Raw genomic sequence first — 13221 nt, 5'->3', positions numbered from 1 at the left:
CCATCACCGGAGTTTCAAGGTGCTCAGACTCAATAAGGCCAACAGGATGGCGATGATCCACAAGCGCACCACGACCTTAGGCTCCTCCCACCCTTTCATCTCAAAGTGATGATGGATGGGCGCCATGAGAAAAATACGTTTCCCGCGCGACTTGAACGAGATGACCTGAAAAATGACCGAGACCGCTTCAATGACAAATACTCCGCCGACCATCAACAGCAGCAACTCGTGCTTGCTGATCACGGCAACGGTGCCCAGCGCCGCGCCCAGCGGAAGCGACCCGACATCTCCCATAAACACGGTGGCTGGATAGGTATTGAACCAGAGAAATCCCAGACTCGCCCCCAGGATCGAAGCGGTAAATACCGCCAGTTCGCCCGCCCCTTCGATGTGCTGAATAAGCAGATAGTCCGACATCAGTCGGTGGCCGGCGACATAGGCCACAATCGTATAGGCCAGCGCCGCAATCATGACCGGCCCGATCGCGAGCCCATCGAGACCGTCGGTCAGATTGACGGCATTGGAACTCCCGACGATGACTAACACGGCAAAGCCGATATAGAGCCACCCGAGATCCGGCACGACATTCTTGAAAAATGGGATGCTGAGCTTGGTGGTATAGCCGGGCAGGAAATAGAGGACCAACGCAATCCCCAAGGCCACCGCCACTTGCGCCGTGAACTTCTGGCCTGCCGACAACCCCTTCGATTGGGACTTGATGAACTTGAGATAGTCATCGGCAAATCCGATCGCCCCGAACCCCAGCGTGGCCGCGAGCACCAGCCAGACATAGGGCTTCGCGATATCCGCCCACAGGAGCGTCGAGAGGACCACGGCGAAGAGGATGAGGATCCCGCCCATCGTGGGCGTCCCGCTCTTTGCCAAGTGACTCTTGGGACCGTCGTTGCGGATCTGCTGGCCGAGCTTAATTTCCTGTAACTTCCTGATCACCCAGGGAGCCAGCACAAAGGCGATCAAGAACGCGGTCACGGCCGCATAGATGATCCTGAAGCTCAGATAGCGAAACACGTTCAGGAACGAATAGTCCGTATGAAGCGGATACAGCCAGTTATAGAGCATGCCGTCTTTACCTTCAGAATGATCCGTCTGCGAACTGACTCTTACCTGAAATGGGCGCCGACTTCTTAGGACGCCTGCTTGATAACCGCCCTCATCCCCGTCAATACCTGCACCACCTGCTCCATTTTCATGCCGCGGGAGGCCTTCACTAACACCACATCGCCCTGCCGCACGATCTTCTTGAGACGGTCAGCGGCAGCCCCCGCATCGGCCAACTCTTCGATCTGCGAATCGGCCATCCCGCCTTGCCTGGCCCCATCCGCGATCTTCCGACCCAAGGGGCCACAGGCGATCAACCGCGACAGCCCCTGTGCGGCGAGAAACTGTCCCACCTCACGATGCATCTGGCCTGTCTCGGATCCGAGTTCGAGCATGTCTCCCAGCACAGCAATCCGTTCACGCGCCGGGCTCCACTGTGCCAGCAATTGAAGGGCGGCTTTCATCGACGCAGGGTTGGCATTGTAGCAATCGTTGATGATATGGACGCCATGATGGGTCACCACCTGCGACCGCATCGCGGCAGGACGGAATCGACCGAGCCCTTGAACGATCATCGTACCGGACAGATTCAACGCTGCACCCACCGCGGCGGCGGCAAGCCCATTGGTCACGTTGTGTGTTCCATGCACCTTGATTCGCGCAGTCACGGGACGGCTCTTTCCAGGGAGGTGCAAGCGAAAGGTCGTGCCTTGACGCACATCGGACGTGACCCCGCTCGCCCGGACATCGGCCATCTCTGAAAATCCGAACGACATGACGCGGCATTGCGCCCGTGACGCGAGGTAGTCGAAGTAGGGGTCGTCGGCGTTCAAAATCGCCGTACCATCGGACGGAAGCTGGTCCAACAGCTCCGCTTTGGCCTGCGCCGATCCTTCCATGCTGCCGAAAAACTCAAGGTGATCGGGACCGATATTGGTGATCAATCCGATCGTGGGCCTGACGATTTCGCAGAGCCTGGTCGTCTGCCCCTGCTGATCCACTCCCATCTCAATCACGGCCGCTTGATGGCGAGCCGTCAGTCGAAACAGGGTAAAGGGCACGCCGATCCGATTATTGAAGTTCCCCTCGGTCTTCAACACCGGCCACCGCTGCGCCAAGACCGCCGCCACCATCTCTTTCGTCGTCGTCTTGCCGTTACTTCCGGTCACCGCCACGACGGGAATATTGAACCGGCTGCGATGATGCGTCGCCAACTGCTGGTAGGCAAACAGCGGATCGCGCACACCGAAGAGAAACGGCGCAGGCCGTCCCTCGATCCGCCGCACCGCGGCAGAACTTGGCGGAAGGCGATACTCATCATGCACGATCGCTCCTGCTGCGCCTTGCGCAAGGACCGCCGGCACAAAATCATGGCCGTCGAATTGCTCGCCTCTGAGCGCGACAAAGAGATCGCCGCGGCGAATGGATCGCGAATCCGTCGTAATCTGTCTGATCGGGCGCTTCCCCGATGACGAGTCCTGCCCCGCAAGGACTTTCACGCTGATGACTTCTCGTAACTCCTCGACCGTAAAGAGTCCCATTAAATCCTCATCCTGTGCGCCCTCAACCGTGGCCTGGATTTTCACGCGCAATCCTGCAATTGCTGGATCGCCTCGCGAGCCACTTCACGATCGTCAAAATGAAACTTCTTGGTGCCGATGATTTGATAGTCTTCGTGCCCCTTACCGGCAATGAGTACCATATCGCCACGATGCGCTTCACGAATGGCTGCACCGATCGCCTCACGGCGGTCTGGCACCAAGCGATATTGCACGTGGCTACGATGCACGAGCGCCTCACGCACGCCGACCTCGACTTCGCGGAGGATCGCCATCGGATCTTCGGTTCGAGGGTTATCGGAGGTCAGCACCACCACATCGCTGTATTCCACGGCGGCACGCCCCATCTTAGGCCGCTTCCCCCGATCCCGATCACCTCCACAGCCGAAGACCGTAATGATTCGATCGGTCTTCAAGGCCTGCGCGGCCGTGAGTAGCCGAACGAGCGCATCGTCCGTATGGGCATAATCGACGACGACGGTAAAGTCTTGCCCGGAAGAGACCCGCTCAAATCGCCCAGGAACGTTGGCGATATGCGCCGTCGCCTCGCGAATCTGATCGATCGTGGCCCCGTCGTGCAACGCCACGCCGATCGCCGCCAGCAAGTTGTAGACGTTGTGCTCTCCGACCAACCGGCTTTCGACTATGAACGTGCCGCTCGGAGTAGCCGCAGTGAAGGTCGTCCCGGCAAGCGAGAGACGCACTCCTTCCGCCTTGAGATCTGCCTGGTTCTGAATGGCATAACCCCAGACCGGCACGGGACAGGCCGCCTGGATCGCCTTTCCGCGGGGATCGTCCAGATTGACGATCGCGCGTTTCCCGACTTTCTGTCCCCCGGCTAATCCTGTGAACAGCCGCAACTTCGCCTCATAATACTCGTCCATCGTGTGATGAAAATCGAGGTGATCCTGTGTGAGGTTCGTAAAGACCGCCACGTCATACTCACAGCCAGAAGTCCGGTCCAGCGCAAGGGCATGGGACGACACTTCCATGACTGCGGCATTGAGCTCAGCCTCGACCATCTTCGCCAACAACTGCTGTAGGTCAAGCGCGCCGGGCGTCGTGTGAGGAGCAGGGAATATCTCCTGCCCGATCTGATACCCCACTGTGCCGATCAACCCCACCCGTCGACCGATCCCCTCCAGGAGCGATTTGCAAATATAGGTGGTCGTCGTCTTTCCATTTGTACCGGTCACGCCAATCATCTTCAGACGAGCGGAGGGATCACCATAATACCGGCTGCCGAGAAGACCGAGCGCCTTGCGCGAATCAGCCACCCGCACGAGCGGCACCGACCCTGTCGCCACGGCCGCCTGCGCAATCACCGCACCCGCTCCGGCCTTGATCGCCTGCTCGACAAAATCGTGTCCATCAACACGCTCACCCTTGACGGCAACAAAAATGCTCCCATCAGTCACGGCCCGCGAATCGTCCGCGATCCCATGCACCAAACGATTCACATCGCCTCGCTGCTCCTGAATCTCAACCTGCCCATGGAGGGCGGCGAGCAACTGCGTGACCGTGAGGGGATCTCGCGCCATAACCTCTTAGTTTTCCCTTACCGCCAATGCGATCTTCACCGTGTCCTCCCTGGACACGCCGAGATAATTGAGCACCTGCTCGCCTACCCGCCGAAATACGGGCGCGGCGACGGTCCCGCCCCAGGCCTCGCCTTGAGGCTCATCGATGATCACAATCATTGCCAACCGAGGAGACTCCGCCGGCACATAGCCGACAAACGATCCGACAAACTGCGTAGAGGAATAGGCGCCGGTTCGCGGATCGATTTTTTGCGCGGTCCCAGTTTTTCCGGCCACGCGAAATCCTGGAATGGCCGCCTTCGCCCCCGTCCCATTCGTCACCACACCTTCCATCATGGCCGTCATCATCCAGGCCGTATCCGGCGAGACGACGCGCCGCTTCACTTGCGGAAGGACCTCCTTCAGCACATGCCCTTTCGCATCGCGAATCTCAGACACCACATAGGGCTTCATCATCACACCCCCATTGGCAAGGGTCGACAAAGCCGAGACCATCTGGAGCGCCGTCACCCCGACTTCCTGTCCCATCGAAATTGACGCCACCGATCGACGGCCCCAATCTTTGGGCGCCTTCAAGAGTCCACTCACTTCACCAGGGAGATCGATTTCCGTCCGTTGACCGAAGCCGAACCCCTGAAGATAGCGGTAGAGCCGCTGATCGCCGAGGGCCATTCCAGCTTTAGCCGCACCAATGTTGCTGGACTTTTGAATCACTTCAGAAAACGTGATCCATCCCAGCTTTTCATGGTCATGAATCGTCGTGTTCGCGATCACCATATGACCGTTTTCACCGAACACCATCGTGCCGGGAGTCATCACCTTTTCCTCAAGCGCCGCGGCCGCCACGACGACTTTCATCGTCGATCCAGGCTCGTACGTATCCGTCAACGCACGATTGCGCCACCGATCGGGCGTCAACTTGGCGACGACGTTTGGGTCGAACCGTGGGCTGACCGCCATTGCGAGAATCGCGCCGGTCTGCGGCTCCATGACAATGATCGTCCCGGACTTCGCACGGGCATGAAAGACCGCTTCTTCGAGTTCTTTCTCGGCGATGTACTGGATCACTTCGTCGATGGTCAGCGTCAGGGCATGTCCCGGTGTCGGCACTTGCTCCGTCACGCCCTTCGGAAACACCGTGCGCCCCAAGGCATCGCGCTGCAGGACGGTCACGCGCTTTTCCCCATGCAGGTGCGAATCGTACCGGCGCTCAAGCCCCTCGAGTCCTTGCCCATCCATCCCGGAAAAACCGAGGACATGAGCCAGCAACGGACCCTTGGGATAGAACCGTCGCCCCTCCATCACCACACCGATCCCCGCTAACGACATCTGCTCTAGCCGACGACCCTGCTCCGGATCGAGTTTTCTCGCCAGCCAGACAAAGCTCTTATCCTGACGAAGCTTCTTCTCCAACTCACCGGTTCGAATATGGAGCACCGGAGAAAGATGGCGGGCGACGGTCGCCGGGCTTTCCAACGACGTAGGGACGCCGAACACGGACGGTACCTCCACATTCATCGCCAGCACTTTGCCGTGCCGATCCGATACCGTGCCGCGCGCGCCTTCGAATGACACCGTCTTTTGATGTTGCCGATCGGCTTTGGCCGTGAGTTCTGCCGCCTGAAGCACTTGGAGCGTGACCAATCGAAACACAATGATGCTGAACCCGCAGAAAAACAGCAGCAGCATCACATAGCGACGCCCGCGAGAAGGACCGGCAGTCACTCGTTCACCCCCCCAGCGGCCATATGCCGCGCCAAACGAACCGGCTCTATCGAAGGACGCGCCAGGCCCGGAGCGCTTCCAGGCTGATGCACCATCAGGACTTGTCCCTGCTGCGGTGGAACCAACCCCAACTTCTCCGTCGCCAGCTTCGCGATTCGCTCCGGAGCCGCCAGCGAAGACACTTTTACCTGCAACTGATCCCGCTCCCGCTCCAACAATATTTTCTGACTCTTCGATCGTTCGATCTGATAACCCAACCGAACGACATCGACCCGTTCCCACACAAACACGAAGACCAACATCACACCGGCAATAATCGTGAGCGTCTTCATGGCTGACCCTCCCTGGAGACCCGTTGGGCGGCCCGCAGCTTGGCACTGCGCGACCGAGGATTTCTGTCTGATTCTTTTTGGGACGCAACCTGCGGTCTCTTCGTGAGCACTTCCAGCGAAGGATCGTCCTTGCCGGAAAGAGCCCGAAACGTATGCTTCACTATTCGATCTTCGAGCGAATGAAATGAAATCACGCAAAGACGGCCTCCAGGAGACAAGACGTCCACCGCGTCGCGTAACGCCGGCTCGAGACAGTCGAGCTCCTGATTGACGGCGATACGAATGGCCTGAAACGTACGGGTCGCGCAATGGAGACGGCCATGCCGATAACTCGCAGGAACAGCGCCCTCGATCGCAGAAACCAACTCCTTTGTCGTCGCCAAGGGACGACGTTCACGCGCACTGACAATGGCGCGCGCAATGCGCCGAGAAAACCGCTCTTCGCCGAATTGAAAAATCACATCGGCCATCTCTGCTTCCGACCATTGATTGATCAGGTCAGCGGCCGTTCCGCTTTTCGATTGATCCATACGCATATCTAATGGGCCATCCCCTTGAAAACTAAACCCTCGAGTCGCTTCGTCCAACTGCGGAGACGACACGCCAAGATCGAACAAAATTCCATCGACCCGGCCAATGCCACTGGCAGCAAGATGCTGTTTCAGTTCCACAAAGTGCCCATGGATGAGGTGTACACGGTCGCCGAATCGAGCGAGCCGTTCCCGGCTAGCTGCAATGGCGATCGCATCGCGATCAAGACCGATAAGTCTGGAGCTAGAACTGCTTGATTCAAGAAGCTTTTCAGCATGCCCACTGTACCCCACTGTACAGTCAAGATAGACTCGGCTATCCTCTCGAATGAGCCAAAACAGGACCTCTTCTGACATGACCGGGAGATGTCGAAAAACCTCCATAAATCAACGCTCACCAGACTCACCCACTTTCTCCCACTAATGCCGGAGTATACACCCACTCGAAGACTTGTCAACAAAAGATTCAGGTACTTATGAAACTTTTATGGTCCAGGCTTCTTCAGGATTTTTTGCACGGAAAACCGGGGGGAATCCCCCTTATTTCTTGACCATCCTAGGAGAGAGAACGGTCTCTGCTTTGTCCTAAATTCACGGAAACAGGATGTACGGAGGGAAAGGAGGTTGGCTCCTCGTGACATCCAAACATCCCTGCCACACCACAATCACCCACCAACCACTTCAATGAGGAAGAACTGGAAGGAAAAACGGCTCACCATGGCCCAGCACTGTCGCTCATGGCCGACGAGATGAGCCCACCTCCTCTCAGGAGTGCGACCAGGTAAGATCTATCCATTGGCGTCATGCGATAACCATGCACGCAAAGTTGGCTGTTTCATTGACAAGGGTTCGAGTCGGGTTGAGAATAGTTTTATGCGTTCACTCACGACAGCCAATCCCCTCCTCGTGACGATCTTCACAGCAGGCATCGCTCTCACGCTCAGCGCCATCGCTGCCGACACAGCCTCAGCGGCCTCTCCAGTCTATTGGTGCCCGGATCGCAAAGCCGATCAACAATATTCTGCGACCAATGAACCAGGGTGTGTCCCGCTGGTTGAGAAGAAAGAGGCCCAGACGGTAGAGCAAGAAGGGGAAGCGGCCACGAGCGAGAAAGCGCCGCGCGACTTCAAGGTCGAGAATCTACAGCGCGACGTATCGGCATTTCTGCGTGAATATCGTCAGTTTCTCAGCTGTTGCAAGACCGATCCCGACGAACTCCAGCGGATCGCAGATCTTGGAGAAGAAGTCTCGGAGCTCCTGGAGTCCACACAGAAGCAGCTCTCGAATTATTCGATGGCCTCAAGAGGCATCATGCTTCGGGATATGATCACGCCCGTGACGACGGCCAGAGCCGATCTCCGAACTCTCCGGAGCAGACTTGGGAAAATTGGGGATGCATCGAACAGGCGGGAGCAGGTCGATTTTGAAGAAAGCGGACGGGAAACCCGCACCATGCGCGAGCTGGAAGAGTCGATCGACAGAGATATTCGCGCCCCCAAACTCCCGGGAAGCGCCAAGACCGGAATGGATATCGGCGTGGCGCCGGCCGCAGGACCGAACATCGGGAAAGCCCCCAGAACAGGCGCACCGACAGAAAGCGGACGGACCGGTCAGGATATCGGAGCTTCCCCCAAGAGCAGCACAGACATCGGCGCAAGCGGCCCGACCGGCTTTGCAATCGGCGCCACCGGGCGGGCAGGCCCCTCGATCGGAGAATCGACGCTCAATAGCGATACCTCGTCGACGGTGAACTCATCGCTCCAACGTTCGACCATCGGCTCAAACATTTCCGACTCGTCCATCGGCTCAAGCCTCGGGTCTTCGAGCGTCGGCTCAAGCCTCCAGGACAGCTCAGTCGGGTCTTCTTTTGGGGGCTCCGCTGTCGGATCCAGTCTGCAAAACCAAAAATAGACCGCCCGCTACGACAAGCTGACACCATCCGTTTCAGGATGAAGGCGCGGTAACCACCGGCGGCATCGGCTCCCATGTCTCGCCTGCATCCTGACTGCGATACAATCCGCTCCCATTCGTTCCAAGATAAAACAGCTTCGGGTCAGTGGCGCTCTGCGCGAGGGACCGCACATTCAGCGTCGTCAGCCCCTTGTTCAACGTCGTCCAGGTGTTCCCTCCGTCTTCACTCCGGTGAATGCCTTCCCTGCCACCCAGATACAGCACACCTTTTTTCGTCCGATCCAAGACCATCGAAAACACCATCTGATCGTGCAGCGATTGGGCGATGCGCACCCACGATGCCGCCGCATCCGTCGACTTATAAAGCCCTTCGAGCGTCGCGGCATAAACCGTGTCCGGCTCATAGGGGTCGACGAGCGTTGCCGTCACATTCAACGCGCGCGACGATTTGATGATGGCGGGAGACACGAGGCCGTTGTTCGCCTTCTCCCAATGCCCCGCGTGATCAAGCGATTTATACACACCACCGCTCGTGCCGGCATAGAGCATCTCAGGCCTCGTGGGGTCCAAGCCGAGCGTCACCACCATCAGCACTTCCTTCATGCCCTCCATGCGCTTCGTCCAACTGTCGCCGGCGTTCTTGGTTTCAAACACGCCCATCGTCGTCGCGGCAAAGAGATGATTATTGTCAGCCGGATCGAAAACGAACTGATTGACTACGGAAGACACCGTCACATCGTCCAGGCCTGATCGTTGCGAAACCCAGCGCTGCCCGCCATCGTAGCTCTTGTACACCGCATCACCCTTCGTGCCGGCATAGACCGTAGCCGGATAGACGGGATCGAGCGCCATCGAAATGACGCGGGAATGGCTCATGCCCTGCGACAGATTCGTCCAGGTCCTGCCCCCATCGCGCGTCTTGTAAATGTAGTCGTTCGTCGCAACGTAGATGATATCGGGATTCTTCGGATGGAGCTGAATCACCACAATCGCATCGCTGCGATTGCAGCCAGAGAGGGCTACAACGAAAAGAAGCAGAAGGGCAAGGACGTGTGTCATGTGTTGAACGGCTCAGAATCTATCCAGGATGCTCAAACAGGTCATCCAGCAAGGCCGCAGGGAGATCAAGTGCCGAGGCGTGCTGCCTGCACGTTGAGGCGCTCGATCGACCGAGAACGCAGCTGGTGACCTGTTTCAGCATCCTGTGTCAGCGGTAGTTGGTGAACTGTAAATCAATCTCAAAATCCTGCCCCTTGAGGAACGCCATGGCAGCCTGGAGATCGTCCTTGCTCTTGCTCAGCACACGCACCTGCTCGCCCTGGATCTGCGCCTGCACTTTCAGCTTGGACTCCTTGATGGCCTTCGTCACCTCTTTCGCCTTGTCCGCCGCGATCCCGCTTTGAATCTTCGCCACCTGGCGCACCGTTCCACCCAGCGCCGCTTCGATGGTCCCATAGTCAAACGCTTTCAGCGAAACCCCGCGCTTCACGCACTTAGCCTTGATGATGTCGATCACCGCATTGAGCTTATATTCATCGTCGGAGACCAAGGAGAGTTCCTTTTCCTTCTCCTTCAACGTAATTTCCGTTTTCGAGTCCTTGAAGTCGAAGCGCTGTTTGACTTCCTTCGACGCCTGATCGACGACGTTCTTCATCTCTTGCATATCCACTTCCGACACCACATCGAACGAAAATTGCTCAGCCACGATCCCCTCCTCGTCTAACTTCAATCATTTTATTTCCCACAAGAAACTTTCCTCGACAGCCTAAGGGATGGCCTGCCTAATCTCCCACTGCGCACGTCCAACGAGTCCCCTCCCACTCTCTACACCTCACCAAAAGGGAGCGGCCGAGGCTGCCTTTTACTGCGCGCGTCGAACGAGCACCTTCTGAGCGTGCGCGTTCCGCGAGCAAGAAGGGCACCTGGCTGCTCCCGCCCGCCCATTAACAGCAACCCCCACCGGGCAACTGCATCCGTCTTTCTTCATCATCATGGCGAATCGTCGTCTGCAGTCTTCCCGGCGAGCCCCCGCCTGCCATCACCACCACCTCACTGCTGGTGAAGGGCCGCTTCAAGACCACATAGCCATACCACTGTACGATACTATCGCCCAAGACGATCACCGCGAGCAAGGCCACCACCGCCACCAACCCCGCATCCAGATACAAGGCAAAAGCCTGCCCGCTATCGGCAAGGGACGAGGCCTTGGCCACAAACATCCCGAACATCTCATAGGACCCCATCAAGGTGACGGTCCCGACGAACAACATCGGCAACGCCGTGATCCAGAGATATTGCGCCTTCTTCATCTTGATAAGTACCGTCGTCCCGATACAGAGGGCCAGAGTGCCCAGCAACTGATTCGCTGCGCCGAACATCGGCCAGAGCGTCGAGATACTGCCGGTGCCGATCAGATAGGCCCAGGCCCCCACGATCAACCCGCTGCTCATCGCCACACCGGGCCACCAATTCATCCGCCGCAAGGGGGCATAGAAACGCCCGCCCATTTCCTGAATGAGATAACGCCCCACCCGCGTGCCGGTATCGATCGTCGTCAGAATGAACAGGGCCTCGAACACCAGGGCAAACTGATACCAGTAGGCCATCAAGCCGGACATCCCGGGGAGCGCAGAAAAGATGGAGGCCATGCCGACTGCCAGCGACACGGCCCCGCCAGGCCGGCCCGCCACATCTGCCTCGACAAGCTGCGAGAGCTCCTGAATCCTCGAGACCGGAAAGCCCATCGCAGCCAGCGCCTCAGGCTGAAGCATCGTATTGATCGCCAGATAATCGCCAGGGATCAAAACCGAGGCGGCGATAAGCGCCATCACACCGACAAAACTTTCCAGCAACATCGCCCCGTAGCCGACCGTGGCCTGGGATTCCTGCTCGATCATCTTCGGCGTCGTCCCGGACGAGACCAGCGAGTGAAAGCCCGACACGGCTCCGCAGGCAATGGTGATGAAAAGAAAGGGGAAGAGCTGGCCGGGAATAATCGGTCCACCTCCGCTGGCGAATATCGTCACGCGCGGCATCTCGATCGTCGGCGCCATGAGCACCACTCCCACTCCCAGCAAGGCCACTACGCCAAGCTTCATGAAGGTAGAGAGATAGCCGCGCGGCACCAGCAACATCCAGCCCGGCAGAACAGAAGCGAGAAACCCATAGCCGGCCAGCACCAGCACAAGAGTCGTGCGCTCGAACTCGAACCAACCAGCGAGCGAAGACTGAGCCACCACCCGCCCGAAAATTACGGCCGCGACCAAGAGCACCACGCCGATCAGGGAGACTTCCGCCACCTGACCGGGCCGGAACTTTTGAAGATAGAAGCCCATGATGAAGCCGATGGGAATCGTCATCGCAATCGTGAAGGTGCCCCAGGCATTCAGATAGAGGGCATTCACGACGGCAAAGCCGAGCCCTGCCAGCGCCACCACCACAATGAAGAGCACCGCCACCGCCGTGGCCGTCCCAGTGACAAGACCCAGTTCATCGTGCGCAATTTCAGGCAGTGAGCGGCCATTCCGTCGCATCGACGCCACCAGGATGATGAAGTCCTGGACCGCTCCGCCCAATACCGCGCCGATCACGAGCCAGAGAAAGCCGGGTAAAAATCCGAACTGCGCCGCCAAGACCGGCCCAAGCAACGGCCCCGCTCCGGCAATCGCCGCAAAGTGATGGCCGAATAAGACATATTTGTTAGTGGGATGAAAATTGACGCCGTCGTTCAACCGCACCGCCGGAGTGACCCGCTGATCGTTCAACTCAACGACCCGCTGCGAAATCCAACGGCCATAGAAGCGAAAGGCCAGCACATAGATACAGGCCGCCGCCACGACCAGCCAGAGCCCATTTACTTTTTCATGGGGATTGACGAGACCCGCCACAAAGGCAAGCGCAACGGCACCGAGAATGGCAAGAAATCCCCAAAGTACTAGTCTTAACGCTGACATGCGCGGCATCCTAGCACAAAAGGAAGAGGCAGGAGCGACCAGGCTGCCCTTCGTGCTCGCGGAACGCGCGGCCTCAGAAGGATAGGAATGGAGCCGCCGGACCATCCTTCTTGCTCGCAGAACGCGCACGATCAGAATGTGCTCGTCCGATGCGCGCAGTGAAGGACAGTCTGGCGATTCCCTTGGGAGAGAGGATATGTGGATGTTGCTGAAAAGGCCGCAAGAGACCCTCGTTGGACGCACGCAGTGAGAGATCACCAGGCCGCCCCCTTTAGAGGAGTATTAGGGCTGTCCACTCTGGGCTCTGGCACATCTGAGTCTATGATTGAGACTAAATAACCAGTGACATACCCCTTCGCAACATACGAACATTAGCGCCCTGATTCGACCTGCGGTTTTGCTGGCCCCTTCTGGCTGGCAGCAGCATACTAGCAGAGCTTGCAACATCTGGATTATTCATGTCTTTTGCTCGTCATCAGGTTTATGAAACCGCCTGCAAGTACTACTTATCCTTATCTGGTGACCACTGACACCAGCATTTACCCCCCGTTTTATCGATATCTTACAAGCTCATAATTGACACACAATCAGCAGGCTCAGGTGTTTTATGT

Annotated in this window: 10 protein-coding genes; 1 reads left to right on the top strand and 9 read right to left on the bottom strand. The window is 57.9% G+C overall.

The features are described 5' to 3' along the window. Positions 1–3: 3 nt before the first annotated feature. From mraY to rsmH, 6 genes are all read right to left on the bottom strand, one after another. A complete protein-coding gene (gene mraY, locus Q8N00_10160; protein ID MDP2383155.1) occupies positions 4–1080 on the bottom strand; it encodes a phospho-N-acetylmuramoyl-pentapeptide-transferase in 1077 nt (358 codons plus the stop codon). A gap of 65 nt (positions 1081–1145) precedes the next feature. Then, positions 1146–2645, bottom strand: a complete 1500-nt coding sequence (gene murF / locus Q8N00_10155; protein ID MDP2383154.1) for a UDP-N-acetylmuramoyl-tripeptide--D-alanyl-D-alanine ligase — start codon at positions 2643–2645, stop codon at positions 1146–1148. Beyond that, positions 2642–4159 carry a UDP-N-acetylmuramoyl-L-alanyl-D-glutamate--2,6-diaminopimelate ligase gene (locus Q8N00_10150; GenBank protein ID MDP2383153.1) on the bottom strand — a complete coding sequence of 506 codons (1518 nt, stop codon included), beginning with the start codon at positions 4157–4159 and terminating at the stop codon, positions 2642–2644. Before Q8N00_10150 ends, murF begins: the two co-directional genes overlap by 4 nt. A 6-nt stretch (positions 4160–4165) precedes the next feature. Continuing rightward, positions 4166–5884 carry a penicillin-binding protein 2 gene (locus tag Q8N00_10145; GenBank protein MDP2383152.1) on the bottom strand — a complete coding sequence of 573 codons (1719 nt, stop codon included), beginning with the start codon at positions 5882–5884 and terminating at the stop codon, positions 4166–4168. Then, a complete protein-coding gene (ftsL, locus tag Q8N00_10140) occupies positions 5881–6216 on the bottom strand; it encodes a cell division protein FtsL (GenBank protein ID MDP2383151.1) in 336 nt (111 codons plus the stop codon). The genes Q8N00_10145 and ftsL overlap by 4 nt, the downstream gene beginning before the upstream one ends. After that, complete coding sequence (rsmH, locus tag Q8N00_10135) at positions 6213–7130, bottom strand: 16S rRNA (cytosine(1402)-N(4))-methyltransferase RsmH (GenBank protein MDP2383150.1); 918 nt, start codon at positions 7128–7130, stop codon at positions 6213–6215. The genes ftsL and rsmH overlap by 4 nt, the downstream gene beginning before the upstream one ends. A 489-nt stretch (positions 7131–7619) precedes the next feature. Between rsmH and Q8N00_10130 the strand changes: the two genes are divergently transcribed. Next, positions 7620–8657 (top strand): hypothetical protein, encoded by a 1038-nt coding sequence (locus Q8N00_10130; GenBank protein ID MDP2383149.1) that lies wholly within the window; start codon positions 7620–7622, stop codon positions 8655–8657. Positions 8658–8690: 33 nt separating this feature from the next. Here Q8N00_10130 and Q8N00_10125 read toward each other — a convergent pair whose 3' ends face one another. The 3 genes from Q8N00_10125 to Q8N00_10115 form a co-directional block, all read right to left on the bottom strand. Then, entirely contained in the window at positions 8691–9716 is a 1026-nt protein-coding gene (locus tag Q8N00_10125; protein MDP2383148.1) for a hypothetical protein, read from the bottom strand. A gap of 148 nt (positions 9717–9864) precedes the next feature. Further along, positions 9865–10362 carry a YajQ family cyclic di-GMP-binding protein gene (locus Q8N00_10120; protein ID MDP2383147.1) on the bottom strand — a complete coding sequence of 166 codons (498 nt, stop codon included), beginning with the start codon at positions 10360–10362 and terminating at the stop codon, positions 9865–9867. A 238-nt stretch (positions 10363–10600) separates the two neighbouring features. Continuing rightward, complete coding sequence (locus tag Q8N00_10115; protein MDP2383146.1) at positions 10601–12610, bottom strand: carbon starvation CstA family protein; 2010 nt, start codon at positions 12608–12610, stop codon at positions 10601–10603. Between the last annotated feature and the right edge of the window lie 611 nt (positions 12611–13221).

This window comes from Nitrospirota bacterium (assembly GCA_030684575.1).
Classification (GTDB): Bacteria; Nitrospirota; Nitrospiria; order Nitrospirales; family Nitrospiraceae; genus Palsa-1315.
This window is presented reverse-complemented; position numbering and strand designations above follow the sequence as displayed.